Below are 26,876 nucleotides of genomic sequence, written 5' to 3'. Positions count from 1 at the left end.
TGCCACGCGGCTTCGGGCGGCAGGCGCTCTACATCATGCTCGGCTTCTCGGCCGGGCTGCCCTTCTACATGTTCTCGACCGTGCTCTCGCTCAGGCTGCAGGCGCACGAGGTTGGGCTGGTGGTGATCGGCTTCTTCGCGTGGGTGCAGCTGCTCCCCACCTTCAAGTTCCTGTGGGCCCCGCTGCTCGACCGCTTCGAAGTGCCGGGCTTCGGCCGCTTCTGGGGCAAGAGGCGCGGCTGGATCATGCTGTCGCAGCTCGGCATTTTCAGTTCGATGCTGACGATGGGGCTGACCTCGTCGGACGAGAATCTGTGGATCACCGCTTTGTTCGCGGTGCTGCTCGCCTTCTGGACAACGACGCTGGAGGTCGCCGCGGACGCCTGGCGCATCGAGCTTGCGCCGACCCAGGAAGAACAGGGCCCGATTGCGGCGGCCAACCTGTGGGGCTACCGCTCGGCGATGGTGGCGGCCGGCAGCGGCGCGCTGTTGATCGCCGATCAGCCGGGCTGGGGTTGGGCAGGCGCCTATCTCGCGATCGGAACGGCAGCCTTTCTCCCCTTTCCGCTGCTGGCCTCGATGCGACCCGACCCGGGCCATGGCGGCAGCCGGACGGGCGCTCTCATTGCCGGAATAGCCGCCAGCGTCGCAATCCTGCTGGCCCTGACCGCGGCCACGGCGGCGATCGGCTGGCTCCTGCTCACCGCGGCCTCCGGGATCGGCATCAGCGGCAAGACCAACGTCACGCCCTATGTGCTGGCCATCTGCATGCTGCCGTTCCTGATTATGGCCGCTGCGGTCCCAAAAATCAGGAAGCTGCCGCCCGACGCGCCCTGGCGCCGCTCGGTGGCGATCGGCCCCTATGTCGACTTCTTCTGGCGCTATGGCTTCATGGGGCTCGCGCTGATGGCGTTCGTCTCGATCTACCGGATGGGCGACGTGCTCGCGCTTGGCCTGTCCAAGTTGATGATCAAGGACCTGGGCTACAGTCTCACCCAGATTGGCCTTGCCGACAGCTACGTTGCCCTGGTCGCAAGCATCACGGGCGTGGCGCTCGGCGGACTCATGGCTGCCCGATGGCCGCTCGCCTGGGCGCTCACCGTTGGCGCAATTTTCGCGGCAATCGGCAACTTCGGTTTTGTCTGGCTCGCGTACCAGCCGAAGCAGGAGCTCTGGCTTTACATTGCCACCGCCGCGGACCAGTTCGGCAATGGGATGGCTGGGACCATATTCGTCGTCTACTTGTCGATGCTGGTGAACCCGCGCTACCCGGGAGCGCAATATGCGTTCCTGTCCGGCTTTGCCTTCCTGCTGCCGCGGCTGCTGTCGGGCGCCGGCGGCGCGATCGTTGAGCGGCTGGACCAGGCGGGCTATCGCGGCTTCGACCTGTTCTTCATCCTGTCGGGAGTTCTGAGCCTGGCCGCTCTCCTCTTTCTGCCCCTCATCGCCCGGGCGCGGGCAAGGCCGCCGGACGACGAGGCGGCATGATCGACGAGACTGCAGAGCAGGCCTTCGCACCCGCCGGCGAGGCGGTGGCGAGCGGGCGCATCCCCGGCGCGGCTCTCGGGATCGTAGATGCCGAAGGTCGACGGGCGGTGCGCGTGGCGGGCATGGCGGCGTTGCTGCCGCAGCCCGAAGCGCTCACTGAGGACCACTGGTTCGATCTCGCCTCCGTTTCCAAAGTGATCGCCACGACAACGATGATCCTGAAACTGGCGGAGGAAGGCAGGCTTGGGCTCGACCGGCCGTTGACCGACGCGATCCCGGATCTTCGCCAATATGACGTTGCAGGCGCGGCCGAGCGCCGCCTGACCTTTCGCGACTGCCTCGCCCACCGCACGCACCTGCCGGCTGTGGAGCCGATCTACACTTACGGAGACGATCCGGCACGGCTCAGAGCCTTCGTGCTCCAGCGTGAGTGGCGGCACGGTCCGCCCGTTTATTCCGACATCAACTACATCCTGCTCGGCATCGCCATCGAGCGGATCACCGGCAGGTGGCTGTCGGATTGGCCGCTCGGACCGGGGCTCGCCTACGGACCGCCACCCGGGCCGGCGGTGGCGACCGAGGCCTGCACCTGGCGCGGCAGCGTAATGAAGGGCGAGGTGCATGACGAGAATGCCTGGGCGCTGGGCGGCGCGCCGGGCCATGCCGGGCTGTTCGGCACGATCGCGGGGGTGCTGGGCTACGGGCAGGGCTTGCTCGACGGTAGCGGGGCGTCCCCGGCGATGATCGCGACGATGCGTACGCCCGTGCATGCCAACCGCACCTGCGGGTGGGAGAAACGCTTTCCCGGCTGGCACGGCGGCAATGCCTGTTCGGCCGAAACAATCGGCCATACCGGCTTCACCGGCACCGGCCTCTGGATCGACTTCGATCGCGGGCTCGCCTGGACACTGCTCACCAACCGCGTCCATCCCACGCGCCATCGCGAGAGCGGCATTGGGGAACTGCGCTCCGCCACCGGCAATGCGGTGATCCAGAGCTGGGGCTAATTCGCCTCGGCGATTAGCTCCAGCACCGAGTCGATGATCTTCGTCCCGCTCACCCCCTCCGGCACGTCGTTGGCGAAGGCCGAGAAGGTCAACGTCCGTCCCGACTTGGCCAGCAGGTATCCCGATAGCGCGTTGGTCCCGTAAAGGGTCCCGGTCTTGGCGAAGACTCGTCCTTCGAGCGGCCCTCCGGCGAAGCGCTTGGCCAGCGTGCCGTCGATCCCGCCTATCGGCAGCGTCTCGCGGAAAGCCGCGCCGAAGGGCTGCGCGGCGATCCAGCGCAGGAGTGTCGTCAGTCCACGCGGCGCGACGCGGTTGTACACTGACATCCCGGAGCCGTCCGACAGGTCGACGCTGGCGCGCGGCACGCCCGCTCGCTCCAGCATCGAACGCACGCCGGCCAAGCCGTCCTCGATCGAACCGGTGCCCGCGCGAAGACCGACGCGGCGGAGCATCAGCTCGGCATGCAGATTCTGGCTGACCTTGTTGATCACGCCCAGATCGGCCCGGAGCGGCGGTGGGGTCAGGCGCGCCAGCGCCTCCGGTTCAGGCGGGCGCGGCGGCGGCGCTGCGCCCCGCACCTTCGGATCGTCGGCGGGCCGGTAGGGGCGATGACGCGCGGCAACCGACCCCAAAACACGCACGCCGCGCGCCTGGAGCAGGGACTTGAGGCGCCAGGCGGCAAAATGGGCCGGGTCGTCGATGCCGAGGCGAAGCGTCGCAGGCTCGGCAGCGGCGGCGATCGTGCCGTGAAGACGGACGACATCGCTCCCCGGCAGCCGATCGACCCGAAGCGCGGTGGCGCCGGCCGGGATCGTGGATGCGCGGTTGTCGATCTTGAGATAGCCGAGATGCTCGATCCGCGGCGGCTTCCCCGGCGTGCCCGGAAGGACACGCAGCACCAGTTCATTGTCGTCCAGCGTCAGTGCGGACGCCGCCGTCCCGTAGCGGGTCGCTAGGTCCTCCCAACTCACCCCCTCGCCCCAGCGCTGATCGGGGTACAGGCTGTCGTCACCGACCACATTGCGGACGGTCCTTGTTCTGGCCGCGACCGCATCGGCCAGCATCGCCAGGCAGTTGGCGCTGCAATCGGCAGCGGCGGACAGCCGGGAATCGCCATGCCCTGTCAGCACCACATCAGGAACGCGCCCGCCCTCCAGCCGCACCGAAGCGCCCCCCGCCGCGTCGGGCCCGTCGACGTCGCCGAGCGCATCGAACGCAGCCGCGGTCGTAAATATCTTCGTGTTGGAAGCCGGGATGAAGCGCTGGTCGGGGTTGATCGCGATCAGCTCGCGGCCGTCCGCGTCAGCGACGACGAGCCCGAAGCGCGGCCCCGGCCCGACCTGCGCAATCCGAGCCTCCACTCGCTCCTGCAGCGACTGCGCGCCAGCCGGCGCAGCGGTGCAGATTGCGAGCGCGAGCAGAGCCACGCGCCACCCGGTCCGATGTCCTTGCATGATCAGCTGACCACCATCAGGTCTGAGGTTTCGAGCGGAGCACCGTCTCGTCCAGCTCCCCTTCCCAGCGCGCAACGGTGGTGGCGACAGTGAGGTTGGCGCTGGCGCTCGGCACCGTGCGGGTCATGTCGAGCAGGCGATCGAACGGGAGCACGAAGCCGACCACCAGCGCGGTCTGCTCGGGCGCAATGCCGACAGCCGACAGCACGGCGGCGAGCATGAACAGCGAAGCGGAGGGCACCGGGGCGGTTCCGAATGCGGCCAGCGCGCCGGTCAACAGGACGAGCGCATATACGGTGGGCGTCAACGGCGTACCGAACGCCTGCAGGGCGAACATGCTCAGCAGGCCGACATACATGGCGGTGCCGTCCTTGCCGATGCTGGCGCCGAGCGGGAGCGTGGTCGAATAAACCGGTGCGGCGATCCCTAGATTCCTCTCTGCCACGCGCATCGCGACCGGCAGGGTCGCCGAGCTCGACGCCGTCGAAAAAGCGACGACCAGCGCGTCGATTATCCCGCGGAAGAAGCGTGCGACCGGCACGCGCGCGAGGAACTTCAGGATGAGGCTGTGAACGATCAGGATCTGGATCGCCGAGCCGATTACTACCGCCAGCGCCAGCCAGCCGACGTTGACGAACACCGCTGCGCCGTTCGCCGCGACGGCGTTGGCGATCAGCGCGAAGACGCCGAACGGGGTCGCCTCCATGACGATGCCGACGATCTTGAGAAGCACCGTCGAGGCGGATTGGAGGAGCGCTGCGAACGGACGACCCGCCTCGCCGGCCACCAGGGTCCCGATGCCGAGCAATATGGCGACGAAGATGATCGCCAGCATGTCACCTTTAGCCAACGCGTCGACGATGTTGGTCGGCACGATGCCGATCAGCTGCTCATAGGGCGTGGGAGGTGTGCCGAGGGCATGAGGCGCGGCGTTGCCGAGCGGGGCGCCCGCCCCGGGCCGGACGAGGCTCGCGACCGCCATGCCGACCGAGACGGCGATCGCTGTCGTGAAGGCGAACAGCCCGACGGTGCGTCCGCCCAGGCCGCCGATCCGCTTCGGGTCGCCCAGCGCCGTGATCCCCGCTGCGATGGTGACGAGCACGATCGGCACGACGAGCATTCGGATCGCGCGCACGAACAGGTCGCCCATGAATTGAACCGCCGGCGTCGCTTCCGGCCAGACCAACGCGAAGATCAGACCCAGCGCCAGCGCGCCGAGAACCCGCTTCCAGAGGGGAATGGCGAACCAGCCGCGCAGCATGTTCAAGGGCAGGTCCCGCGCGGCGGCGCGTGGGCGAGCGCGCGTCCGGCCGCCGCTCCGGTGAGCGCGCCACCGTCGACGGCGACCACCCCGTTGACGAGGACGGTGCGTACCCCCGTGGCGAGCAAGGTCGGCTGCTCATAGGTGGACCGCTCGGCGAAGCGCTTCGGATCGAAAACGACGATGTCGGCGTAGGCGCCGGGCCTCAGCCGCCCACGTCCGGCGAGGCCGAACGTGTCGGCGGTGAGCGAGGTGCTGCGCTCGACGAAGTCGCGGAGCGCGATCACCTTCCGCGCGACGACATATTCCCGATATTTGCGGGCGAAGCTGCCATAGGCGCGCGGGTGCCCGGCCGAGGCGTCGGAGCCGGTCATCACCCAGGGTCGGCGCATGAAGGCGGCGATGTCTGCCTCGGTCTGGTTGAACGAAGCCACCGCCGAGTCCTGGACCCGGATGAGCGCGGTGGCAGCAGCGATTGGATCCAAGCCGCGCACCTTGGCCACATCGGCAAGGGTTTTTCCCTTCTCGGCCCCTTGCGTGATCAGCAAGGAGGCCGCCCCCCCGCGGCGGCGCATATTGTCGGCGACGCCGCTGCGCAGCCGCTCCCTCAAGGCTGGGTCGTCGAGCCGCTTCAGCAAAGCCGGGCGGCCGCCATCCTGCGCCCAGAGCGGGATCAGCGACGAGACCAGGCTCGTTCCGCTCGCGGACCAGGGATATTGGTCGGCCGTCACTTTCTGGCCGGCGTGCTGGGCGGCCTCGACCTTGGCGATGATGGCCGGCGCCTGGCCCTGCACGTCAACGCCGAGCGCCTTGATATGGGAGATGTTGACCGGCATCCGCGCCTCGCGGCCGACGGCGATCGCCTCGTCGACTGCAGCTGCGAGGCCCACATTGTAGCTGGATTCGTCGCGGATATGGCTGTCGTAGACCCCGCCGCGCAGCGCCGCCTCCCGCGCCAGCGCCACCACCTCGTCCGTTTTGGCGAAGCTCTGCGGCGCATAGAAAAGCCCGGTCGAGAAGCCGAGCGCTCCCTGGCACATGGCGCTCGCGATCAGCGACTTCATGCGGGCGAGCTCCGCGGCGGTCGGCGCGCGATCCCCCTCCCCGATCACCTGCTTGCGCACGGGATCGAGGCCCACATAGGTCGCGAAGTTGACACCGACCGGCTTGCCTCCCGCACTTCCGAGCACCGCCGCCACGTCCGGACTGCCGCGCCCGTCATTGCCGATGAAGGCGGTGGTGACGCCCTGCATCAGGAAACCGGGGATCAGGCGGACCTGCCGGTCGTCGGAGGCGAGCTGCTCGCCGGCATGGGTGTGAGGATCGATGAACCCCGGCGCGACGATCATGCCGCGGGCGTCGATCGTTCGGCGCGCCGGAAGCGAGAGCCTGCGGCCGACCGCACGAATGCGGTCCTCCGAAATTGCGACATCGCCCCTGAACGGAGCGGCGGAGCCGGTGAAGACCGTACCGCCACGGATCAGCAGATCTACCTGCGGCGCAGGCGCGGCCCCCAGGCTGGAGAGGGATGCCGAAACCAAGAACGTCAGACGGCTGAGCTTCACGACGTTCCCCAGAAACCGGGCGCCGGAGGAAGAAGAAACCCGCCCTCGTCGATCACGCCGCCCGCGCGATCCTCACGGAGCCAGATCGGGCCGTCAAGGTCGACGAAGTCGGACAGGCGCGCGACATGGAGCGCGGGCGCGATCGACAAGGAGGAACTCACCATGCAGCCGGTCATGAGACCAAGGCCATTCTCACGAGCGGCCCTCGCCAGCGCAAGCGCTGAAGTAAGCCCGCCCGCTTTGTCGAGCTTCACGTTCACCGCCTGGTAGCGGCGGGCAAGGAGCGGCACGTCGGCGGCTATATGCACGGACTCGTCCGCGCAGATCGGAACCGATGGAGTGAAGTCCTCCAGCCATTCGTCCTCCCCCGCCGGCACGGGCTGTTCCAGCAGCGCGACCCTCTGCTCCACCAGCAGGGATTGCATCGCCTCCACCAGTTTCCGATCCCAGCTCTCGTTCGGGTCGACGATGAGGCCGACATGAGGAGCGGCGGCGCGGACGGCGCGGATCTGCGCCTCCGGAGCGTCCGCGTCGACCTTGACCTTGATCAGCGGCGCATGCGCCAGCGCGGCTGCCGCCCGGCCCATCGCCTCGGGAGCGTCGATCACGACGGTGAGCGCGCTGGCGAGGCGCCCGGGCGCAGGATTCCCGATCATCTCGGCGACGCTGCGGCGGGAAAGGCGCGCTTCCAGGTCCCACAAGGCGCAATCGAGCGCGTTGCGCGCGGCGCCGGCTGGCATGGTGGCCAGCAGCTCCTCACGGCCCGCGCCGCTTTCAATCACCGACCGCGCTTGTTCGATCGCGGCGAGGGCGCTCTCCACGCTTTCGCCATATCTCGGATAGGGAACGCCCTCGCCAAGGCCTTCGACCTGGCCTTCACCGATCGTTACCGTGATCACGTCCGCGGCCGTCTTGACGCCGCGGGCGATCCGGAACGGCTGGCTCAGCTCGAAGCGGTCGTGCTGAGCGCGAAGGGTGCGGGGCATAGCAAGCGGTCGATGATGGTTTCGACCCCGAAGGCGATGGGGTCGGTGCAAGGAAGGCCGAGCTGGTCCTCGGCACGGGCGCAAAGCCGCAGCGCCGCGTCGCGCTCCATGGCCGAGGTGTTGAGGCAGATGCCGACGGCGCGCACGCTTGGGCTGGTCAGCCTCGCGGCCTCGAGATTGCGGTCCAGACACTCGGCCAGATCCGGCAGCGACCGGCCCGGAATGCCGCGCATGTGCGCGCGTCCGGGTTCATGGCAGAGCACCAGCGCTTCCGGCTGCGCTCCGTGGAGCAGCCCGAGCGAGACACCGGCGAAGGAGGGATGGAAGAGCGACCCCTGCCCTTCGATAAGGTCCCACCCGTCGTCTTCCCGGGCAGGGGAAAGCTGCTCGATCGCGCCGGAAATGAAATCGGCGACGACGGCATCCACCGGCACGCCTTCGCCAGCAATCAGGATGCCGGTCTGGCCTGTGGCTCGAAAATCCGCGCGGACTCCGCGCTCGCGCAGCGCCTGCGTCAGGGCCAGGGTCGCGTACATCTTGCCGACGGAGCAATCGGTGCCGACGGTGAGCAGCCTGCGGCCGGCGCGCGGATAGCCCTTGCCGACGCTCAGATCGGGCGGCGGATCGCGCACGTCGAAGAGCTTGAGCCCATGCTCCCGTGCCAGGCTCGCAAGCCGGGGCTGATCGCGCAGCCGCTCATGCAATCCGGCGGCGACGTTCATTCCTGCGTTCAGCGCCGTGGCCGCGTCCTCGATGAGCTCGTCCGGGAGCTTGCCGCCGGCACCGGCAATGCCGAGCACGAGCGTGCGTGCGCCCCTCGCCGCCGCCTCGGCCATGGTCAGCCGCGCGAGCCCCAGCGTCTGCGGGCAATCGTCGTGCCGGAACTCGCCAACGCAATCCTCGCGCCTGAATTCCGCAAGCCCGCGCGAGGTCTTGATCCCGAGCGCGTCCGCGCTGCGGCCGAGGTAGAGGAGAAAGGGCGCCGGGATCATCGGGTCGGAAACGTATCCCCGCCCCTTTCCTCCAGCGCATAGCGAGTGACGGGCCCGCCATAGCCTCGCGTTATGGAGCCTCGATCACCCGCGACAAGGTCTTGAGGAAGTCGGTCGCCAACGCGCCGGGAGGGCGGTTGATCAGGAACATGGCGTTGATGTCGAAGGTCAGCTGAGGCTTCAGCGGGCGCATCGCGAGCCCCGGGCCGAGCGCGGCCTGCGCGGTGAAGCTGTCGACTACGGCCATGCCGACGCCCTGCCGGACCAGCGCCGAGGCGATGTAGAAGGTCCGCGCCGACACCACCTCGTCCAGCTCCAGCTCGAGCCGCTGAAGCTCCTGGGTGAAAAGCTGGCCGATCGGGCCGCTGGTCGCCAGGCTGATGAAGCGCTTGCCCCGGAGGCGCTCCAGCTCGATCCGCGGCGGCGCGTCGGGCATGTCCTCTTCGCGATAGAGCAGGACCAGTTCGCCCTCGCCCAGCCAGCGATGCGCGAGCGGCGCCGTCGGCGGCACCTGATAGGCGATCGCAACGTCGGCTTCGCGCTCGTAAAGCTTTCTCAGCAGATCGTCGTGATGGACGGTCTGGAGGTCGAACTTCACATAATCGTGGGTGCGCAGAAATCGCGCGACGGCGGTCGGGATCGCATCCAGCGCGAGCGACGGCAGCGCCGAGATGCGGAGCATGCCGCCGACGCCGCGCCGAAGGTTGCGGCCGGCCTCGCGCAACGCGTGCACGCGGTCCTGGATCTCGCTGACTTCAGTGAACAGGGTGTGCGCGTCCTGCGTCGGGACCAGGCCGCCATTGGTGCGCTGGAACAGCTGGAAGCCGAGCAGGCTTTCGGCATGGCGGAGCATCTTCGATACCGAGGGCTGGGAGACATTCAGCGCACGGGCGGCGGCGCTGACCGAGCCGTTTACGTAGACCGCGTGGAAAATTTCGATGTGACGCAGGTTCATTGCGCGCAGGTCTAGCGCGCGCGGGGCAAGCTGTCGCCGAAGAGCTTCATCGGATTGAGCAGCCCATTCGGATCCAGCTCGTCCTTGATGCGGCGCATCAGAAGGACGGCTTCGGACCCATGCTCGCGCACCAGCGCCTCGCGCTTGCCGATGCCGATGCCGTGCTCGCCCGTGCAGGTGCCGCCGACGGACAAGGCATGCTCGATCATCGCGTCGTTCACCTCGTGGGCCGCCGCCCAGGCGCGCTCATCGTCGGGATGCAGGACGAAGAAGACGTGGAAGTTGCCGTCCCCGACATGGCCGAGGATGGGCGCGAGCAATCCCTTCTCCGCGATCGCGCTCTGCGCCTGGGCGATGGCTTCGGCGAGGCGCGAGATCGGCACGCAAACGTCCGTGACCCATGTCACTGCCCCGGGAACCATCGCGCGCGCGGCCGGTAGCGCCTGGTGTCGCGCCTTCCAGAGCCGCGCCCGCGCTTCTGTCTCCGCAGCGCGGGCGAGTTCGCCGCCGCCAAGCTCGGCGCCGATCGCCTGGATCATCGCAAGCTGCTCCTGGACTCCGGCAGGAGAGCCGTGCAGCTCGATAAACAAGGTGGGTCGCTCCGGCAGATCGAGCTGGGCGTAACGGTTGCAGGCGCGGATCGCCGCAGGGTCGAGCAACTCCATCCGCGCGACCGGAATGCCCGACTGGATGGTCGCGATTACGGTCTGGATGGCGCCGTCAAGCGTCTCGAACGGCCAGGTGCCGGCCAGCACGGCTTCGGGCAAGCCGTGGAGCCGGAGCGTGGCTTCGACGATGATGCCCAGCGTCCCTTCCGATCCGGCGAAAAGGTGCGTCAGGTCATATCCCGCCGAGGATTTGCGGGCGCGGCTTCCGGTGCGGATCAGAGTTCCGTCGGCAAGCACCACCTTCAGGGCGAGGACGTTCTCGCGCATCGTCCCGTAGCGGACCGCATTGGTGCCGCTTGCGCGGGTCGCGATCATGCCCCCGAGCGTCGCGTCCGCGCCAGGATCGACGGGAAAGAACAGGCCGGTGGCGCGCAGCTCCGCATTGAGCTGCTCGCGGGTGACGCCGGGCTCGACGACGCAAAGCAGGTCGTCGGCGCTGACCTCGAGGACGCGGTCCATGGCCGAGAGGTCGAGACAAAGCCCGCCCGCTACGGCCGCGGCATTGCCTTCCAGCGAGGTGCCGGCGCCCCAGGGGACCACCGGCACACCGTGATCGGCGGCTGCTCGGACGATCTGCTGCACTTGCTCCACGCTCTGCGGTCGCACCACCAGGTCGGGCGCACGCTCGCCGTGATGGCTTTCGCTGCCCGCATATTGGGCGAGCGCCGCCGGGCTGGTCAGCAGGCGATCGGCGAAGGAGTCGGACAGCGCCGCAGCGAGGGCCCTGACATGTTCTTGAGCCATACCGGCAGGCTGGACTTGCTGCATCGCTTCAACCGCTTATCGGATGAGGGCGATGAGTGACAACGTGCGAATGCCCGAGCAGACGCTGATGCATTCCGAAGCCGCAGAGGCGGCCGAGGTCGCAGAGCGTCAGCTGGACGGGCTCGCCGAGCAGATGCAGCGGCTCGGCGAGACGCTTCGCATGCTCGATCCTGCGATGGTTATCACCTGCGCAAGGGGGAGCTCGGACCACGCGGCGACCTTTGCAAAATATTTGATCGAAATGCGGGTCCGAACGCCCGTCGCGTCCTTCGCGCCCTCCACCTCGTCCGTCTACGGGACCAACTGGCGCAGGCTCGACGGCGCCTTGTTCCTCGCCATCTCGCAGTCGGGCAAGAGCCCCGACCTGGTCGCCTCCGCCCGCGCCGCGCGCGAAGCGGGGGCGTTCGTGGTGGCGATCGTCAACGAGCCGGACACCCCCCTCGCCGGTGTCGCCGAGCAGACGATCGCGATGCTTGCGAGGCCGGAGCGGAGCGTGGCTGCGACAAAGAGCTTCATCGCATCGCTGCTGGTCGTGACCCGGATTGTCGGTGCCTGGATCCAGGACGATGAGCTTCAAGCCGCCCTTGCCGCTGCGCCAACCCTGCTGCGCGAAGCCTGGGCGCTCGACTGGTCCCCTGCCCTGCCTGCGCTACTCGGCGCCAAAAATCTGTATGTGATCGGGCGCGGCCTCGGGCTCGGCATGGCGCAGGAGGCCGCGCTCAAGCTCAAGGAGACCTGCGGCCTGCATGCCGAAGCCTATAGCGCGGCGGAAGTGCGGCACGGGCCGATGGCGATCGTCGGCGAAGGCTTCCCGGTGCTGATGCTGGTGCCGAACGACGAGGGGGCCGACGCATTCGCACCGCTCGCCGCGGAGTTCGCCGCGCGTGGCGCACGGGTGCTGATCGCGGGCGGAACGGCTCCGGGCGCGCTGTCGCTCCCCGCACTCGGCGATGCGCACCCGGCGCTCGCACCGATCGCCACCATCCAGGCCTTCTACAGGTTCGCTGCGCGGCTGAGCCTTGCGCGCGGGCTTGACCCCGACCGGCCGCCCCATCTTCGAAAAGTGACGGAAACACGATGAGCCTCCGGGCGCTTCTTCCCCGGCGGGTGCTGACGCCGAACGGCTTTGAGAGCGGCCGAGCTGTTCTGCTCGACGGCGGCATGATCCTCCAAGTGCTGCCCGCTCGCGACTGCCCGATCGAGGCCGAACGACGCGAGCTTGACGGAGATCTCCTCCCTGGCTTCATCGACCTGCAGGTGAATGGCGGCGGGGGCGTGCTGTTCAACGTTGAGCCGACGGTCGACGGCATCGCCGCAATCGCACGCGCGCATCGCCGTTTCGGCACCACCGGGCTGCTTCCAACCCTGATCAGCGACGATCTCGACGTGGTCGCGCGCGCGATCGCGGCGGTCGACGATGCGATCGAGCGGCGCGTGCCCGGCATCCTCGGCATCCACATCGAAGGTCCGTTCCTCAATCCCGCCAGGAAAGGCATCCACGATGCGGGGAAGTTCAGGCTGCTGGACGAGCAAGCCATCGAGGTCCTGTCGTCGCTGAAGCGGGGCCGCACGCTGGTGACGCTGGCGCCGGAGCTGGCGCCGCCCGGAGCGGTGAGGGCGCTGACCGAACGCGGGATCGTCGTCGCGGCGGGTCATACCGACGCCACCTTCGAGCAGGTGAGCTCGGCGCTGGACGAGGGACTTGCCGGCTTCACCCACCTCTACAACGCGATGACCCAGCTCGGCAGCCGCGCGCCCGGCGCGGTCGGCGCGGCGCTGAGCGACGAGGGCAGCTGGTGCGGGCTGATCGTGGATGGACATCACGTCCACCCGGCCGCGCTCCGGGTGGCGCTGAGGGCGAAGGGCGCGGAAAAGCTCGCGCTCGTCACCGACGCCATGCCCACCGTCGGATCGGAGGTGAAGGAATTCCGGCTCGGCGGAAGGCGCATCGTGGCCCAGGACGGCCGCTGCACGGACGCGGCGGGAACGCTCGCCGGGTCCGACCTCGACATGGCATCGGCTGTCCGCAACGCCGAGACGATGATGGGGGTCGATTTCGCGACGGCGGCGCGGATGGCGAGCGAGTCGCCGGCGCGCGCGATCGGGCGCGCCGATAGTCGCGGCTCGATAGTCGCGGGTGCGCATGCCGATTTCGTGCTGATGGACAGCGGCAGAAGAGTCGTCGAGACCTGGATCGGCGGCGCGGCTGAGCGGACCTAAACCGGCTCCTTGGCCGCGGCCCTCGTTCGCGCAAGGTGGATTGCGCCGTCCAGCGCATCGCCGAGCGGTTCGCTCAGCCGCTCGCGAATGCTGGCGGCGAGCCAGTCGCGCATGCGAGCGGCCACTCCCCCCATCACGCAGCAGCTCGGCGCGCCCTTTTCGAGAAGCACGCGAATCAGCCGGTCGAGGCGGTGGGCGGCGGCCTGGACGATCTCCTCGGCGATCGGGTCGCCCGCGGAGGCGTGGTCCATCACCATTGGCGCAAAGGCGGCATAGTCGGTCGGCGTGGCGCGGCCGGTCCAGTCTACGATCTCCCCGGCCGAGCCATGGAAATAGTCGAGTATCTCCTGAGTCATGGCGCTGTGCGGGGTGCGCCCGTCCCGCGCCCAGAGCGAGCGGCGGATGGCTCTCAGGCCCAGATCCGCGCCGCTTCCTTCGTCCGAAACGGGAAAGCCGTAGCCGCCGATCGTGTAGACCTCCTCCCCGACCCGCGCGAAGCCGATGCTGCCAGTACCGACGATGACGATCGCCCCGTCCCCGCCGGCATGCGCGCCGAGATTGGCGATGGCGGCATCGCTGGCGAAGGCGATCGAGCGGAAGGGGAAGTCATGCTCCTGGAGGCTCGGCAGCACGCCCCTGCGGTTGAGCCCGGCGATGCCGAGGCCCGCTCTCACCGCCTGAAGGTCCGACGCACCGAGCCCCGCTTGGCTCAGCGCCTGCAGGTAGCCGTCCTCCACGGCGCCGAGCGCCTCCGGCAGGCCGATGCGGGTGTTCGCCGGGCCGGCCTCCCCGTTGCCGATCACCTCTCCCTCGGCCGTGACCAGGCGCGCGCGGGTATGCGTCCCGCCGGCGTCGATACCGAGATAATATTCCATGGCCCTCTCGAACCTAGGGTCGCAACCGCGCGCTTCGGATTAGGAAGGTGTAGCATCGCTGCCAAAAAAGATCATAGCCGCGTTAAGCGATGGAGACCGGAGTGACGACGGAGCTGATCAGCTCGAGATACGCCGACCTGGACCTCTGGACCACGGGCGAGGCCGTGCAGGCCATGCTGGAAGCGCAGCTTGCCGCCGCCGCCGCGGTGCAGTCGCAGGCCGCCGCTATCGCGGCGGCAGCCCAAGCAGCGGCCGATCGTCTGCGCGGCGGCACCGGCAGGCTCATCTATGCCGGCTCGGGCACGTCAGGGCGGCTCGCCGTGCAGGACGGCGTCGAACTCGGCCCTACCTATGATTGGCCGGAGCAGCGCACCGTCTACGCGCTGGCCGGCGGCATGGAGGCGCTCCTCACCAGCGTCGAGGGCGCGGAGGATGACGGCGCGGCGGGCGAGGCGGAGATCGATCGGGTCGGGGCCGGCGCACGCGATGTGGTGATCGGTGTCGCCGCCAGCGGGCGCACCCCCTACACGGTCGGCGTCGTGCGGGCGGCAACGGCCGCGGGCGCACTGACCATTGGAATATCGAGCAATGCCGGAACGCCGCTGCTGGAAGCCGCCGAGCACCCGATCTTCCTCGAGACCGGGCCGGAAGTGGTGGCCGGCTCGACCCGGATGAAAGCGGGTACGGCACAGAAGATCGCGCTCAACGTCCTGTCGACCGCCACCATGCTGAGGCTTGGCCGCATCTACAAAGGGCTGATGGTCGACATGCGGGTATCCAACCACAAGCTGCAGCAGCGCGCCGTCGAGATGATATGCGCGATCAGCGGCGTCGACCAGGCACCCGCCGCCCGGGCGCTCGGTCAGGCCGGCGGCAAAGTGAAGCTCGCCGCCTTGATCGCGCTCGGCTCCGGGCCGGACGTGGCTGCCCGGCTGCTGCGAGAGAATGGCGACGATTTGCGCGGCGCCCTAGGCGAGGTCCGGAGCCAACTGGCGGCCAGTCACGCCCGTCCAACGAGCGAGGAAGGACCTGCCATGTCGCGCGCTTGACACGAGCCGTAACGTTTCCTACACGTTCCTTATTCGTTCTGGATGAGGGCCCGGCATGCTGACGCGCAAGCAAAATGAGCTTCTCCGCTATATTCACGATCACCTGTCGCAAAGCGGGGTCTCGCCGTCTTTCGAGGAGATGAAGGACGCTTTGGAGCTCAAGTCCAAGTCGGGCGTGCACCGTCTGATCTCCGCGCTCGAGGAGCGCGGCTTCATCCGCCGCCTGCCGAACCGGGCGCGCGCGCTGGAGGTGGTCAAGATGCCGGACGCGGGCAAGGCCGCGCCGGCCAAGCCGCCGGTCACCCTCCCGATCGCGGCCAATGACATTGTCGAGCTGCCGCTCCACGGCCGCATCGCCGCCGGCACCCCGATCGAGGCGTTGCAGGGCACGGAAAGCCTCGCCGTCCCCGCCGCCCTGCTCGGCCCGGGCGAGCATTATGCGCTGGAAGTCGCGGGCGATTCGATGGTCGAGGAAGGCATTCTCGACGGCGATTATGCGCTCATTCGCAAGACCGACACGGCGCGCGACGGCGAGATCGTGGTGGCCCTCATCAACAATGAGGAAGCGACGCTCAAGACGTTCCGCCGCGAGGGCCAGATGATCCGCCTCGACCCCGCCAACCGCCGCTACGATCCGCAGCGCTACCGTCCCGAACAGGTCCAGATCCAGGGCCGGCTGTCGGGGCTGCTGCGGCGCTACTAACGCGAGGAGCGACGAGCGATGGCAAGGCTCAACTATGTCGAACTGCCGGTCTCCGATCTGGCCGCGACGCGAAGCTTCTACGAGCAGCTGTTCGGCTGGAGCCTGACCGCATTCGGCCCGAGTTATGCGGCGACGATCAGCGGCGACACCGATCTGGGGCTGCAGGGCGACCCGGCCGAGGCGACGGCGGCGCCGCTTCCGGTGATTGAAGTGGACGATCTGGAATCGGCTCTCGCCGGCGTGACGGCGGCTGGCGGCACCGTTGTCCGCCCGATCTTCGCCTTTCCGGGTGGCCGCCGCTTTCACTTCCGCGATCCGAGCGGAAACGAAGTCGCGGCCGTCCGAAGCGGGTAGAGATCGCCGCCCGTGTTCCTGCGGAAGCAGGAACCCAGAAATGCCCGGGTCTAGGCTCCTGCTTTCACAGGAGCACTGAAGCCGACGCTACCGGGGGTAGGACAAGGATGGCGCGAGGTCCGGTTCGACCCAGCCGAGCCGCGCTTCGACCGAAAAGAGCCGCTCGGGCGTGTAGAAGCGGAGCGGCCAGTCCCGGCTCCCCTCATCCGCAAGCAACAGCGCGTTGACCTTCGCCGCCAGCGGCAAAGCGGGGTCGGTGCGGGCGAGGAAGACGCGGACGGCACGGATGTAAAACTGCGTGATCGTCTCGTGATAACCCTGCGTCTCGTCGTTCACCCCGCCGACGCTCTCGTTGAAGCGGCGGATGATGGCCGGCAGGTCGCGCTCGGGCTGCACGTCCGGGCGCTCGACGATCAGGTAGAGACAGGCGGCGACATGGGCTTCGTGGGTCCAGTCCGGCCGGGCGAGCGCGCAAGCGACAAGCCCCTCGCCTATCCGCCGGACCGCATCGTCGTTTGCGAACAGCCGCGGTGCATGGTCTATCATTATCGCTCCTCCCGGATTCCAGTCGCGCAAAAGAAAAGGAGCGCGCCGGCCGCCGCCGACGCGCTCCCTCGTGAAAAGTGGATGTGGCTGGAGCGTCAGGCTGCGGTTGGTGCTGCTTGCCTGACGCCTTGATCGACATGGGCTTCGAACTTGGCGAAATTGTCGATGAAGAGTTTCACCAGCTTGGCGGCCATCGCGTCATAGGCGCTCTTGTCGGCCCAGGTCTCGCGTGGGTCGAGAATCGCGCTGTCGACGCCGGGAACGGAGACGGGGACTTCAAACCCGAAATTCTCGTCGGTGCGGAATTCGGCGTTGTTCAAGCTGCCGTCGAGCGCTGCGTTGAGCAGGGCGCGCGTAGCCTTGATCGGCATTCGGTTGCCAACGCCATATTTGCCGCCGGTCCAGCCGGTATTGACCAGCCAGCAATCGACTCCGCCCCTAGCGATCCGCTCCTTGAGCAGATTCCCGTAGACGCTCGGGTGGCGCGGCATGAACGGTGCGCCGAAGCAGGTCGAGAAGGTCGCTTCGGGCTCGGTGACGCCGATCTCGGTGCCCGCCACCTTGGCGGTGTAGCCGCTCAGAAAATGATACATCGCCTGGTCCGGCGTAAGCTTGGCGATCGGCGGCAGCACGCCGAACGCGTCCGCCGTAAGAAAGACGATGTTGCTCGGCGGCGGGCCGAGATTATCGTCCGAGCAATTGGGGATGAAGTCGATCGGATAGGCGCCGCGGCTGTTCTCGGCGAGGCTCGGATCGTTCAGGTCGAGCGCGCGCGTTTCTGGGTCGACGACGACATTCTCGAGCACTGTGCCGAAGCGGCGGGTGGTGGCGTAGATTTCCGGCTCGGCTTCGGCCGAAAGCCGGATCATCTTGGCGTAGCAGCCGCCCTCGAAGTTGAACACGGCGGTGTCGGACCAGCCATGCTCGTCATCGCCGATCAGGGTGCGGGCGGGATCGGCGGACAAAGTCGTCTTGCCGGTGCCGCTGAGGCCGAAGAAGGCGGCCGTGCGGCCGTCTGCGCCGATGTTGGCCGAGCAGTGCATCGGCATCACGCCTTTGGCGGGCAGCAGATAGTTGAGCACGCCGAACACCGACTTCTTCATCTCGCCGGCATAGGCCGTCCCGCCGATCAGGATGAGCTTCTCGGACATGCTGACCGCGATCACGGTTTCGGAGCGGCAGCCGTGGCGCTCGGGATCGGCGACGAACCTCGGCAGATCGATGATCGTGAACTCGGGTGTGAACCCCTGCAGCTCGGCCGCTTCCGGGCGGACCAGCAGGGTGCGGATGAACAGATTGTGCCAGGCGAGTTCGTTGATCACGCGCACGTTGACGCGGTGCTCGGGCTGCGATCCGCCATACAGGTCGGCCACGAACAAGGTCTGCTTGGTCCCTAGCGCCGCGACGAAGTCCGCTTTCAGCGCCGCAAAATGCTCAGGTCGCATCGCCTTGTTGTTGTCCCACCAGATCGTATCCTCGGTCTCGGCATCGCGGACGAGGAACTTGTCCTTGGCGGAGCGGCCGGTATGCTTGCCGGTCTGGACGACCAGCGGACCGTCCTTGGAAAGCAGGCCTTCGCCGCGCACGATCGCTTGCTCGACCAGAGAAGCGGTGCCGAGATTCCAGTGGATGTCGGCGGACGTCTCGACGCCCAGATCGGCAAGCCCGGCTGCGGGCACGCGGTTGGCCACTTGGTTCTCCTGTATAGACGGGGGCGGCGCCAGGGCCGCTCGGATCGTGCCCCGCGCATAATCATAAAGCGCCGATCCCGTAAAGGCTGGCCGCCGTGCCTGCCCGGGCCGGGATCGGCCGCCGCTCCGATCGCCTAAACGAAGGCGGAGGTGATCCGCGCGAGGCCGTGCTGGAGATTGCCCCACAGCTTGTCCCACCAGGCTTCCGGCTCCGGCGCCTTGCCGCTCAGCTTCATTCTGCCGCGAATGTCGTTGATGCCCCAGCCGGTCAGGTTGGCGAGGGTCTGGGCTTCCTTGTCCCAGCGGCGCACCAGATCCTGCTTGTAGCGCCGACCCGCCTCACAGCGCGCCGGACCGGTGTAGGCGTGGCGCAGCACATAGCGTCCCTGGAAGTTGGAACTGTCGCTCGTTTCCTGGAGCATCAGATCTTCCGGAAAGGTATCGCGCGTGTAGCGCAGGTGAAGCCGCGTCACGAACACGCCACGGTCCCGGTTCTCGCCGGCAAGCCACATGGCGCCGAGCTTGCGCGCTTCATCGTCGCGCAGCGGCTCGCCCGAGCAAGGGTCGCAAGAGCGGCTGTCCCACGCATATTCCAGGAACACCGCCCGCATCTGCTCGCGGTTCACAGCCGTCCCGAACATCGCCTTGTAGAAAGCCGGAAACTGCGCCTTCACGAACACCGGCACGTCGAGGTCCGACGGCAGCTTCACCGTGCGATAATTGGTGGTCTCGACCCGTCCGTTCGGCGTCAGCGCGAACACGAACAGTTCCTGCGGGCCGGCGGCGTTGACGGTGCCGAGCCGGATCGGGAGCATGAACTTGCGATGCTCGTAGGCCACCTGGATCGGGCGAAGTTGCTGAACGCCCGCCGCGGCCTGACGATCAAGGTTCACCTTGGCGACGAAGAACTTCATGTTCTGCTTCAGGTAGCTGGCCACGGTCGGCCCGGCGCCGGGCGGCATCCGGTAGCCATTCTCGGTCAGCCAGGTGACGAGCCCGCCCGACTGTTTGGCCGAAAGGATCAGGATGTCATATTCGCCGACCTGATACTGCGCTTCGATCTTCACACCGAGCGCATTCGCACGGCGAACACGCGATCCTGTCACCTGGACCGTCGACTCCGCGGACATCGCCACCGGCGGGGGAGGAGGCGGCGGATTGCAGGGATCGCTGTCGAAATATTCGACCAGTCGCGGCGCCGAATAGGCGTCGATCTTCTCGACCAAAGCCGGGTCGGCAACGTTGATCTGGTTGCGCTGGATCAGGGTCGGAACCGGGATCACCATCGCGAAATCGCGCAAACTGCCCTGATAATCCGGCGCCATTGTGATGACGTTACGGTTGCCGTCGCGGGCCAGCACCACCTTGGATGCGCGGTTGAACAGCTTGGTGTCGGCCTTGGCGACATAGAAGCCGCAGAACGCGGATGCCGGCGAGGCGGCGAGCAATGCGGCGGCGGCGGCGGCGAGCAGGCGCAGTCTCATGCGAGGGACTCCATTTTAGGACGCCATTCGAAGCGCCGGGCGGGAAGGAAGCGGTCGATCAGCGGCGTGATCGGGGAAAGCAGCGCAAGCGCGAACAAAGGCGCGCCGACCAGCTGGAACTTGATCGACAAAAGGACGGCGAGCGCGGCGACTGCGATCGCGAAGCCGATCCGCCCCGCCCGGTGGTCCGCGGTCGAGCGCGGATCGGTGATCATGAAGCCGGTGAAGATCAGCAGCGCGCCCGATTGCAGCTGGTGCAGCGGGATCTCGATCGGATCTCCAAGGTAGAACGCGCGAGCAAGCAGCAGCCCGGCATAGGAAAGCAGAAAGGCGAGCGCGATGTCGAGCCGCCGGGCGCGGCCGAGCACCAGCGCCGCGAACACGACGATCAGCCCCGCAACCCAGGCGACCTGGCCCCACTGGCCAGGCGAGATCCAAGGTGCGTCGAACAGCAGGATCGCGCCGACGACGGCGAGGTTGGCCGGGTTGAACAGGTGCTTGCCGTTCACCCGGATCAGGAACTTGCTCGACATGGCGGCGAAGCCGGCGGCGAGGTGCCAGAACGGCGTTGGAGCCCGCAGCAGCAGCGCCAGCGAAAAGGCGGTGATCAGCGCCGAGCGCCACTCGACCGCCTGGCCGTGGAGTCGCGCGAACACGGCTTGGGCGGACAAGGTCCCCGCCGCCGCCGCCGCGAAGCTCGCCGGGCCGGAGCCGAAATCCGACCAGAAGTTGGACAGCAGAACGAGCGTGGCAAGCGCGGCAAGCTGAACGTGGCGCGCATCCGCGACAAAAGCTGCGACAATCACCCGGGCTGCGTTCAACGCCAAACCTCCCAGGCAGGATGTAACATTGCCACATCATCGCGCAAAGCGCGATTTGCGCTGATATTCGCGTTTCGCTAGTCTCCGGTCGTGCCAGGATCGAACGGAAAGCACCTTCGGGGGTGACAGCAACGATCGCGCTGGTCGATGACGACCGCAACATCCTGACATCCGTCTCGATCGCGCTGCAGGCCGAGGGCTTCCTGACCCGGCTCTACTCGGACGGCGAGACCGCGCTCAAGGCGCTGACCGACAACCCGCCCGACCTTGCCGTGCTCGACGTCAAGATGCCGCGCATGGACGGCATGGAGCTGCTCCGGCGCCTGCGCGAAAAGAGCGCGATGCCGGTCATCTTCCTGACTTCCAAGGATGACGAGCTCGACGAAGCGCTCGGCCTTGCGCTGGGCGCCGACGATTATATCGCCAAGCCCTTCTCCCAACGGCTGCTGATCGCGCGGATCAGAGCGATCCTGCGCCGGACGGAAATGCGAGAGGCTCCCGCCGCCGATCCCGGTGACGGCGAAGCCGAGCCGGTCCAGATCGTGCGCGGGCGCCTCAGCATGGATCCGGCGCGCCATCGCGTCGGCTGGAACGGCAGGGACGTGACGCTCACCGTTACCGAGTTCATGATCCTGGAAGCTCTCGCCCAGCGCCCCGGCGTCGTCAAATCCCGTAACCAGCTGATGGACGTCGCCTACCAGGACGACATCTATGTCGACGATCGCACGATCGACAGCCACATCAAGCGGCTGCGGCGCAAGTTCCGGGCGGTGGACGACAGCTTCAAGGCGATCGAGACGCTCTACGGCGTAGGCTACCGCTTTGCCGAGGAATGACGATGAGGAGCTGAGGCTGCGCTGGTCGGGCCGGATCCCGCTCACCGCGCGCATCCTCGCCGTCAACATCCTGGCGCTGCTGATGCTGGCCGGCGGCTTTTTCTACCTCGACAGCTATCGCGACCGCCTGCTCGACCAGCGCGTTCAGCAGGTCGCCGATCAGGCCCGGCTGGTGGCCCAGGCCGCGGCCGCAGCGCCGCTCGAAAGCAGGCCCGGCCTCCTGCGCCGCCTGGGAAGCCTCACTGGGCTGCGGCTGCGGGTTTATCCGCGGCAACGGCCCGGCGCGGCTCCGTTCGATAGCTGGCAAGGCGCCCGCCCCACTTACACGCTGCGCGATCCCGAAGGGCAGCCCTGGCAGCGCCAAGCCGCACGAACGCTGGACCGCGCGGTGAACTTCGTGGCCGGCGCCGAGGGCCTGGCCCCTTTTGAGGAGCCGGCGCGCGACCGCCTGCTTTCCTGGCCGGAAGCCGCAGCGGTCACGAAGGGCGCGCCGCTTGCCACCCGTGTGCGCGACGCCCGAGACCTGACGCCGGTCATCTCCGCCGCCGTTCCGGTTGCGCCCGTCACCGCCAACCAGGCGAGCGGCGGCGTGCTGCTCGCCACCATCAACGCCCGCGACGTCACCCGGATCGTCCGCGCCGAACGACTCCGCCTCGGGCTGGTGCTGCTGGCGGCGACCTTGCTCTCCGTGCTGCTGTCGCTGTTCCTTGCCCGCACCATTGCGCTTCCGCTTCGCCGCCTCGCCCGGGCCGCGCACCAGGTCCGCCTCGGCCGCGCACGGGAGGTGGACGTGCCGCGCCTCCCCGCCCGCCGGGACGAAATCGGCCTCCTTGCCCGCGCCCTTCACGACATGACCGGATCGCTGCGTTACCGCATCGACGCGACCGAGGCCTTCGCCGCCGATGTCACCCATGAGCTGAAGAACCCGCTCGCCTCCCTCCGATCGGCCGTCGACAGCCTCGATCGGGTTGACGATCCGGAGCTTCGCCGCCGGTTGCTCGATGTCGTCCGGCACGATGTCGTCCGCCTCGATCGCCTGATCGTCGACATTGCGGAGGTGTCGCGCCTCGACGCCGAACTCAGCCGCACCCGGTTCGAGTCGGTGGACCTCGGCAACCTCGTCGAAAACCTGTTGCCGATCTGGGAGGAGCGCGCGGCCGCTCGACGGGTGCAGATCGCTTTCGCCCGCCCGCGTGTCGGCACCGCCGTCATCATGGGCGAGGCCTCGCGGCTCGCCCGCGCGGTCGACAACGTCGTGGACAACGCCATCTCCTTCTCGCCGCCCGACAGCCTGGTCGAGATCTGCGCCTCGAGCGTCGACGGGGAAGTCACCGTCACCGTCGAGGACGAAGGCCCCGGCGTTCCGCCACAAGCCCGGGAAGCGATCTTTAACCGCTTCCACAGCATAAGACCGGATGGCGAAGCTTTCGGCCGCCATTCCGGCCTCGGCCTTGCGATCGCGAAGGCGATCGTCGAGGGTCACGACGGGCGGATCACGGCGGAGGATCGCCGCGACGGGCGCTCCGGCGCTCGCTTCGCCTTGCGCTTTCCGGGGGTGGGTTCATGAGTGCTTCGCTGTTATCGTCCGAGACCTTGCACGCCTCCTGCGTCGCCAAGGACGGGCGCGCCGTTCTGATCTCGGGGCGCTCCGGCTCGGGCAAGTCGGACCTGGCGCTGCGCCTTGTCGATCGCGGCGCCGTGCTGGTCAGCGACGATTACACGGTGGTCCGCCGCGTTTCCGGACGGCTGCTCGCCCGCGCGCCGGCCAATATCGAGGGCCGGATGGAAGTGCGCGGACTCGGCATTCTCCCCTTTCCCCACGAAAGCGACATGCCGGTATGCCTGTTCGTGGACCTCAACCTCGAGGTGGTGCGCATGCCCGAGCCACGCGAGCCGATCTGGATCGCCGGCGTGCAGGTCCCGGTCGTCGCCCTGAACGCGCTTGAGGCGTCCGCGCCGATCAAGGTAGAGGTGGCGCTCCGCCTGTTCGGGCTGCCGCCCGGCTGACAAACGAGCCTCGATTGAGAAAGAGCGCAGCCCCCAATCGCATCTTGCTCGTGACCGGCCTGTCCGGCGCCGGAAAATCGACTGCGCTGAGAACCCTGGAGGATATCGGCTGGGAGGTGGTCGACAACCTTCCGCTCTCGTTGCTCGAGGATTTGCTCTCGACGCCGCTCGCCAAGGGCGCCGGGCGGGGCCGCCGTCCATTGGCCCTCGGCATCGACAGCCGCACCCGGGGTTTCGACGCGCAGCGTCTTGTGCAGCAGATCAAGGAGCTGACCCAGGCTGGCGACTATCCAGTCGAGACTCTCTTCTTCGACTGCGCCGGCGGCGAGCTCCTCCGCCGCTATTCCGAAACCCGCCGGCGTCATCCGCTCGCGCTGGACCGACCGGCGCTGGACGGCATCGCGGCCGAGCGCCAGCTGATGGAGCCGCTCAGGCGCTGGTCGGATCACGTCATCGACACCACCGACACCGACTCGAACGCGCTCCAGCAGCAGATTCGCCAGCGCTTCGCGACCGCCCAGCGCGGCGCCACGCTTCACGTGATGTCTTTCGGCTTCGCGCGCGGCATTCCCCGCAATGCCGACAACGTATTCGACATGCGCTTTCTCAAGAATCCGCACTGGGTGGATTCGCTGCGTCCGATGACCGGTCTCGATCGGCCGGTGGGCGAGTATATCGCGACCGATCCGGCTTACGCGGAGGCGGTGGGCCGGATCGAGGAGCTGCTCCTGATCCTGCTTCCCCGGTACGAGAGCGAGGGGAAATCCTATGTCTCGATCGCGTTCGGCTGCACGGGCGGGCGTCACAGATCGGTGCATGTCGCCGAGCGCGTGGCGGCAAGGTTGCGCGAAGCGGGATTTTCGCCCACCATCGAACACCGGGATTTGGGGACGCTGCCGCGCGACGTGATCGAAGGCGCGCAACGCGCAGAGGCGGTGAATTAAGGTGTTTCGATGATCGGTCTGGTGCTGGTTACCCACGGGCGGCTCGCGTCCGAATTCATCACCGCGATGGAGCATGTGGTCGGCCCGCAGGAGCGGATCGAGGCGATCTGCATCGGCCCCGAGGACGACATGGAAGCGCGCCGCAACGACATTGCGGACGCGATCGCGCGAGTCGACGCCGGCCGTGGCGTCATCATCCTCACCGATCTGTTCGGCGGCACGCCCTCCAATCTCGCCATCTCGCTGATGCGCAGCCAGGAAATCGAGGTGATCGCGGGCGTGAACCTGCCGATGCTGATTCGCCTGGAAGGCGCGCGCAAGACCATGGAAGTGCGGGCAGCGGTCGCCGCCGCGCGTGAGGCGGGGCGCAAGTACATCTCGGTCGCGTCCGAAATCCTGGGCGAAGCGGCCGCCTGATGGTCACCAGCCGCACCGTCCCCGTGCTCAACAAGCGCGGCCTCCACGCCCGCGCCAGCGCCAAGTTCGTGACGCTCGCCGCCGGACAGGACGCTGCGGTCGAGGTAGAAAAGGACGGCTCCAAGGTGTGCGGCACCTCGATCATGGGCTTGATGATGCTCGGCGCCGCCAAGGGCGACAGCATCACGATCAGCGCCGAGGGGGACGGAGCGGAAGCGGCGGTGGCGGCGCTCGCTGAGCTCGTCGAGAACAAGTTCGGCGAGGAATGATGCGGCGGCCGAGCCCGCCCACCTCGTCATGCCCCGCCTGATCACCGCCTTTTCCAACCCGCTGGTCAAACAGGTGCGGGGCTTGCGCGACAAGAAGCAGCGCCGGCTGGAAGGCTTGTTCATCGCCGAAGGGCTGCGCATCCTCACCGAAGCACGGGAGGCAGGCTTCCTGCCCAGCATTCTGTTCTTCAACGGCGCAGAGCCGCCTCACCCCTTGCTCCGCACCCTGATCGAGCAGATCGAGGCGGCCGACGGGGACGTGATCGAGACCAATGCGGACATTCTTGGCAAGCTCTCCGGCAAGGACAATCCGGGCACGGTGATCGGCGTGTTCGAGGCGTTCCCGACGGGGCTCGACCGGCTCGATCGAGCAAGCGCAGACCTCTGGATCGTCGCGCAGTCGCTCCGCGATCCAGGCAATCTCGGAACCATTCTGCGGACCGGTGACGCGGTCGGCGCCGGCGGGCTGATCCTGGTCGACGATTGCGTCGATCCCTTCTCGGTCGAAGCTGTCCGCGCGACCATGGGCGCGCTGTTCACGCAGATGATTGCTACGGCCCCGTGGGAGGAGTTCCTGCCCTGGCTCCGCTCCGCCGGGGGCGAACTGATCGGGACCAGCCTCAACGCGACGCTCGACTATCAGCAGCCGCGCTACCGCAAGCCCGCCTTCATCCTGGTCGGCAACGAAGCGCAAGGCCTGCCCCCCGCCTACGAAGGCGAGTGCGATATGCTGGTCAAAATCCCGATGCGCGGCAAGGCCGACAGCCTCAACGCCGCCGTCGCAACCGCCGTTATGGCTTATGAGGTGATCAACCAATGGCGTCGCTGAAGATGCTCCCGCTCCTGCTGCTGATCTCGGCCTGCATGGCCCCTCCCCCGCCCGCCAGCGGCTCCCAGACCGAAACCTACTTCGCGCGCGGGCAGGAGCCGGACTGGACGGTGACGATCGCGAACGGCCGGATCGATTACCTCGGCAATTATGGTGAGAAACGGATCGCTGTCGCTCGGCCCGATCCGCGCACTACCTTCAACGGCCATCGCTACGAAACCGCGCGCCTGATCGTCGACGTGACGCACGGCCGCTGCAACGACGTCATGAGCGGCCACGGCTATGCCGATCAGGTGATGGTGATCGCCGACGGCGAGACCTATCGAGGCTGCGGCGGCGAACGGCGGCAGGATTGGGACAATTAGGTCGAGCTCGTTCCCACATCGCTCATCCTGAGGAGCCGGTGAGCCTGTCGAACCGGCGTCTCGAAGGACGCACAGTGCCGATCCTTCGAGACCGGCCTTCGACTTCGCTCAGTCCCTCCTCAGGATGAGCGAATAGCTCGGTTCGTCTGGCTCAGCGGCTTCCCCGGTCCCAAGCGCCCGTCTTGAGGCTCGCGACTTCAAGCCGCTTGCCGAGCCACTCGGCCAATTCCTCGAAGCGCAGCGGCGAGTCGAACACGATGCCGGCCTGCCCTGCCTTGTACCAGCGCACCCGGCCCTTGATGGGGCGCAGGCTGTCCACGGTGACG

27 protein-coding genes are annotated in these 26,876 nt (G+C 67.7%); 15 read left to right on the top strand and 12 right to left on the bottom strand.

Annotated elements, in window-relative coordinates; all coding sequences use genetic code 11:
• The first annotated feature begins 32 nt into the window (after positions 1–32).
• Both VF631_RS02980 and VF631_RS02975 read left to right on the top strand, forming a co-directional pair.
• On the top strand, positions 33–1,487 hold the full coding sequence (locus VF631_RS02980) for a permease (RefSeq protein ID WP_431848783.1): 1,455 nt from the start codon (positions 33–35) through the stop codon (positions 1,485–1,487).
• Entirely contained in the window at positions 1,484–2,494 is a 1,011-nt protein-coding gene (locus VF631_RS02975; RefSeq protein ID WP_431848781.1) for a serine hydrolase domain-containing protein, read from the top strand. Before VF631_RS02980 ends, VF631_RS02975 begins: the two co-directional genes overlap by 4 nt.
• On the opposite strand, the gene dacB is transcribed toward VF631_RS02975, so the two are convergent.
• The 7 genes from dacB to VF631_RS02940 form a co-directional block, all read right to left on the bottom strand.
• Complete coding sequence (gene dacB / locus VF631_RS02970; RefSeq protein WP_431848780.1) at positions 2,491–3,921, bottom strand: D-alanyl-D-alanine carboxypeptidase/D-alanyl-D-alanine endopeptidase; 1,431 nt, start codon at positions 3,919–3,921, stop codon at positions 2,491–2,493. The genes VF631_RS02975 and dacB overlap by 4 nt on opposite strands.
• 43 nt (positions 3,922–3,964) lie before the next feature.
• The gene (locus VF631_RS02965; RefSeq protein ID WP_431848782.1) at positions 3,965–5,209 is read right to left on the bottom strand and encodes a dicarboxylate/amino acid:cation symporter; all 1,245 of its coding nucleotides are present in this window, start codon (positions 5,207–5,209) and stop codon (positions 3,965–3,967) included.
• Positions 5,210–5,211: 2 nt separating this feature from the next.
• A complete protein-coding gene (locus VF631_RS02960; protein WP_431848779.1) occupies positions 5,212–6,774 on the bottom strand; it encodes an N-acyl-D-amino-acid deacylase family protein in 1,563 nt (520 codons plus the stop codon).
• Positions 6,771–7,760 carry an N-acetyl-D-Glu racemase DgcA gene (dgcA, locus tag VF631_RS02955; RefSeq protein WP_431848778.1) on the bottom strand — a complete coding sequence of 330 codons (990 nt, stop codon included), beginning with the start codon at positions 7,758–7,760 and terminating at the stop codon, positions 6,771–6,773. The genes VF631_RS02960 and dgcA overlap by 4 nt, the downstream gene beginning before the upstream one ends.
• Positions 7,718–8,752, bottom strand: a complete 1,035-nt coding sequence (gene dgcN, locus VF631_RS02950; protein ID WP_431848777.1) for an N-acetyltransferase DgcN — start codon at positions 8,750–8,752, stop codon at positions 7,718–7,720. The genes dgcA and dgcN overlap by 43 nt, the downstream gene beginning before the upstream one ends.
• 70 nt (positions 8,753–8,822) lie before the next feature.
• The gene (locus tag VF631_RS02945; protein ID WP_431848776.1) at positions 8,823–9,707 is read right to left on the bottom strand and encodes a LysR family transcriptional regulator; all 885 of its coding nucleotides are present in this window, start codon (positions 9,705–9,707) and stop codon (positions 8,823–8,825) included.
• Positions 9,708–9,718: 11 nt separating this feature from the next.
• Entirely contained in the window at positions 9,719–11,119 is a 1,401-nt protein-coding gene (locus VF631_RS02940) for an FAD-binding oxidoreductase (protein ID WP_431848775.1), read from the bottom strand.
• Between the two features lie 52 nt (positions 11,120–11,171).
• Between VF631_RS02940 and VF631_RS02935 the strand changes: the two genes are divergently transcribed.
• Together VF631_RS02935 and nagA are read left to right on the top strand one after the other, a co-directional pair.
• Complete coding sequence (locus tag VF631_RS02935; RefSeq protein ID WP_431848774.1) at positions 11,172–12,221, top strand: SIS domain-containing protein; 1,050 nt, start codon at positions 11,172–11,174, stop codon at positions 12,219–12,221.
• Positions 12,218–13,360, top strand: a complete 1,143-nt coding sequence (gene nagA, locus VF631_RS02930; RefSeq protein WP_431848773.1) for an N-acetylglucosamine-6-phosphate deacetylase — start codon at positions 12,218–12,220, stop codon at positions 13,358–13,360. The genes VF631_RS02935 and nagA overlap by 4 nt, the downstream gene beginning before the upstream one ends.
• Here nagA and VF631_RS02925 read toward each other — a convergent pair.
• Complete coding sequence (locus VF631_RS02925) at positions 13,357–14,235, bottom strand: BadF/BadG/BcrA/BcrD ATPase family protein (protein ID WP_431848772.1); 879 nt, start codon at positions 14,233–14,235, stop codon at positions 13,357–13,359. The genes nagA and VF631_RS02925 overlap by 4 nt on opposite strands.
• 101 nt (positions 14,236–14,336) lie before the next feature.
• Here VF631_RS02925 and VF631_RS02920 point away from each other — a divergent pair, with 101 nt between their 5' ends.
• Genes VF631_RS02920 through VF631_RS02910 form a run of 3 tightly spaced genes read left to right on the top strand, consistent with a single transcriptional unit; the run spans position 14,337 to position 16,341 of the window.
• Entirely contained in the window at positions 14,337–15,284 is a 948-nt protein-coding gene (locus tag VF631_RS02920; RefSeq protein ID WP_431848771.1) for an N-acetylmuramic acid 6-phosphate etherase, read from the top strand.
• Positions 15,285–15,339: 55 nt separating this feature from the next.
• The gene (gene lexA, locus VF631_RS02915) at positions 15,340–15,987 is read left to right on the top strand and encodes a transcriptional repressor LexA (protein WP_431848770.1); all 648 of its coding nucleotides are present in this window, start codon (positions 15,340–15,342) and stop codon (positions 15,985–15,987) included.
• 18 nt (positions 15,988–16,005) lie between these two features.
• Complete coding sequence (locus VF631_RS02910; RefSeq protein ID WP_431848769.1) at positions 16,006–16,341, top strand: VOC family protein; 336 nt, start codon at positions 16,006–16,008, stop codon at positions 16,339–16,341.
• Positions 16,342–16,428: 87 nt separating this feature from the next.
• Here the strand turns inward: VF631_RS02910 and VF631_RS02905 are convergent, their stop codons facing one another.
• From VF631_RS02905 to VF631_RS02890, 4 genes are all read right to left on the bottom strand, one after another.
• On the bottom strand, positions 16,429–16,887 hold the full coding sequence (locus VF631_RS02905) for a hypothetical protein (RefSeq protein ID WP_431848768.1): 459 nt from the start codon (positions 16,885–16,887) through the stop codon (positions 16,429–16,431).
• Between the two features lie 95 nt (positions 16,888–16,982).
• Positions 16,983–18,578 carry a phosphoenolpyruvate carboxykinase gene (locus VF631_RS02900; RefSeq protein WP_431848767.1) on the bottom strand — a complete coding sequence of 532 codons (1,596 nt, stop codon included), beginning with the start codon at positions 18,576–18,578 and terminating at the stop codon, positions 16,983–16,985.
• Between the two features lie 134 nt (positions 18,579–18,712).
• Entirely contained in the window at positions 18,713–20,062 is a 1,350-nt protein-coding gene (locus VF631_RS02895) for a DUF2330 domain-containing protein (protein ID WP_431848766.1), read from the bottom strand.
• Positions 20,059–20,883 carry an RnfABCDGE type electron transport complex subunit D gene (locus tag VF631_RS02890; RefSeq protein WP_431848765.1) on the bottom strand — a complete coding sequence of 275 codons (825 nt, stop codon included), beginning with the start codon at positions 20,881–20,883 and terminating at the stop codon, positions 20,059–20,061. The genes VF631_RS02895 and VF631_RS02890 overlap by 4 nt, the downstream gene beginning before the upstream one ends.
• A 122-nt stretch (positions 20,884–21,005) precedes the next feature.
• Here VF631_RS02890 and VF631_RS02885 point away from each other — a divergent pair, with 122 nt between their 5' ends.
• The 8 genes from VF631_RS02885 to VF631_RS02850 are packed head-to-tail and all read left to right on the top strand — an operon-like array spanning position 21,006 to position 26,550.
• A complete protein-coding gene (locus VF631_RS02885) occupies positions 21,006–21,719 on the top strand; it encodes a response regulator (RefSeq protein ID WP_431848764.1) in 714 nt (237 codons plus the stop codon).
• Positions 21,706–23,286, top strand: a complete 1,581-nt coding sequence (locus VF631_RS02880; RefSeq protein ID WP_431848763.1) for an ATP-binding protein — start codon at positions 21,706–21,708, stop codon at positions 23,284–23,286. Before VF631_RS02885 ends, VF631_RS02880 begins: the two co-directional genes overlap by 14 nt.
• Positions 23,283–23,726 (top strand): HPr kinase/phosphorylase, encoded by a 444-nt coding sequence (locus tag VF631_RS02875; RefSeq protein ID WP_431848762.1) that lies wholly within the window; start codon positions 23,283–23,285, stop codon positions 23,724–23,726. The genes VF631_RS02880 and VF631_RS02875 overlap by 4 nt, the downstream gene beginning before the upstream one ends.
• Positions 23,727–23,740: 14 nt before the next feature.
• Positions 23,741–24,670 (top strand): RNase adapter RapZ, encoded by a 930-nt coding sequence (rapZ, locus tag VF631_RS02870; RefSeq protein ID WP_431848761.1) that lies wholly within the window; start codon positions 23,741–23,743, stop codon positions 24,668–24,670.
• Between the two features lie 9 nt (positions 24,671–24,679).
• The gene (locus VF631_RS02865) at positions 24,680–25,087 is read left to right on the top strand and encodes a PTS sugar transporter subunit IIA (RefSeq protein ID WP_431848760.1); all 408 of its coding nucleotides are present in this window, start codon (positions 24,680–24,682) and stop codon (positions 25,085–25,087) included.
• The gene (locus VF631_RS02860; RefSeq protein WP_431848759.1) at positions 25,087–25,356 is read left to right on the top strand and encodes an HPr family phosphocarrier protein; all 270 of its coding nucleotides are present in this window, start codon (positions 25,087–25,089) and stop codon (positions 25,354–25,356) included. The genes VF631_RS02865 and VF631_RS02860 overlap by 1 nt, the downstream gene beginning before the upstream one ends.
• A 28-nt stretch (positions 25,357–25,384) precedes the next feature.
• Positions 25,385–26,185: a TrmH family RNA methyltransferase gene (locus tag VF631_RS02855; protein ID WP_431848758.1), complete on the top strand. Its 801-nt coding sequence runs from the start codon at positions 25,385–25,387 to the stop codon at positions 26,183–26,185.
• A complete protein-coding gene (locus tag VF631_RS02850; RefSeq protein ID WP_431848757.1) occupies positions 26,173–26,550 on the top strand; it encodes a hypothetical protein in 378 nt (125 codons plus the stop codon). Before VF631_RS02855 ends, VF631_RS02850 begins: the two co-directional genes overlap by 13 nt.
• The last annotated feature ends 326 nt before the right edge of the window (positions 26,551–26,876 follow it).

The sequence above is a fragment of the Allosphingosinicella sp. genome, assembly GCF_036387615.1.
GTDB lineage: Bacteria > Pseudomonadota > Alphaproteobacteria > Sphingomonadales > Sphingomonadaceae > Allosphingosinicella.
This window is presented reverse-complemented; position numbering and strand designations above follow the sequence as displayed.

Excerpts from the sequence above, each read along its gene's own strand:
- VF631_RS02975 (WP_431848781.1), top strand. The coding sequence starts at position 1,484 with ATGATCGACGAGACTGCAGAGCAGGCCTTCGCACCCGCCGGCGAGGCG.
- VF631_RS02965 (WP_431848782.1), bottom strand. The coding sequence starts at position 5,209 with ATGCTGCGCGGCTGGTTCGCCATTCCCCTCTGGAAGCGGGTTCTCGGC.
- dgcA (WP_431848778.1), bottom strand. The coding sequence starts at position 7,760 with ATGCCCCGCACCCTTCGCGCTCAGCACGACCGCTTCGAGCTGAGCCAG.
- dgcN (WP_431848777.1), bottom strand. The coding sequence starts at position 8,752 with ATGATCCCGGCGCCCTTTCTCCTCTACCTCGGCCGCAGCGCGGACGCG.
- VF631_RS02945 (WP_431848776.1), bottom strand. The coding sequence starts at position 9,707 with ATGAACCTGCGTCACATCGAAATTTTCCACGCGGTCTACGTAAACGGC.
- VF631_RS02940 (WP_431848775.1), bottom strand. The coding sequence starts at position 11,119 with ATGGCTCAAGAACATGTCAGGGCCCTCGCTGCGGCGCTGTCCGACTCC.
- VF631_RS02935 (WP_431848774.1), top strand. The coding sequence starts at position 11,172 with ATGAGTGACAACGTGCGAATGCCCGAGCAGACGCTGATGCATTCCGAA.
- nagA (WP_431848773.1), top strand. The coding sequence starts at position 12,218 with ATGAGCCTCCGGGCGCTTCTTCCCCGGCGGGTGCTGACGCCGAACGGC.
- VF631_RS02925 (WP_431848772.1), bottom strand. The coding sequence starts at position 14,235 with ATGGAATATTATCTCGGTATCGACGCCGGCGGGACGCATACCCGCGCG.
- lexA (WP_431848770.1), top strand. The coding sequence starts at position 15,340 with ATGCTGACGCGCAAGCAAAATGAGCTTCTCCGCTATATTCACGATCAC.
- VF631_RS02910 (WP_431848769.1), top strand. The coding sequence starts at position 16,006 with ATGGCAAGGCTCAACTATGTCGAACTGCCGGTCTCCGATCTGGCCGCG.
- VF631_RS02905 (WP_431848768.1), bottom strand. The coding sequence starts at position 16,887 with ATGATAGACCATGCACCGCGGCTGTTCGCAAACGACGATGCGGTCCGG.
- VF631_RS02895 (WP_431848766.1), bottom strand. The coding sequence starts at position 20,062 with ATGAGACTGCGCCTGCTCGCCGCCGCCGCCGCCGCATTGCTCGCCGCC.
- VF631_RS02875 (WP_431848762.1), top strand. The coding sequence starts at position 23,283 with ATGAGTGCTTCGCTGTTATCGTCCGAGACCTTGCACGCCTCCTGCGTC.
- VF631_RS02865 (WP_431848760.1), top strand. The coding sequence starts at position 24,680 with ATGATCGGTCTGGTGCTGGTTACCCACGGGCGGCTCGCGTCCGAATTC.
- VF631_RS02860 (WP_431848759.1), top strand. The coding sequence starts at position 25,087 with ATGGTCACCAGCCGCACCGTCCCCGTGCTCAACAAGCGCGGCCTCCAC.
- VF631_RS02855 (WP_431848758.1), top strand. The coding sequence starts at position 25,385 with ATGCCCCGCCTGATCACCGCCTTTTCCAACCCGCTGGTCAAACAGGTG.
- VF631_RS02850 (WP_431848757.1), top strand. The coding sequence starts at position 26,173 with ATGGCGTCGCTGAAGATGCTCCCGCTCCTGCTGCTGATCTCGGCCTGC.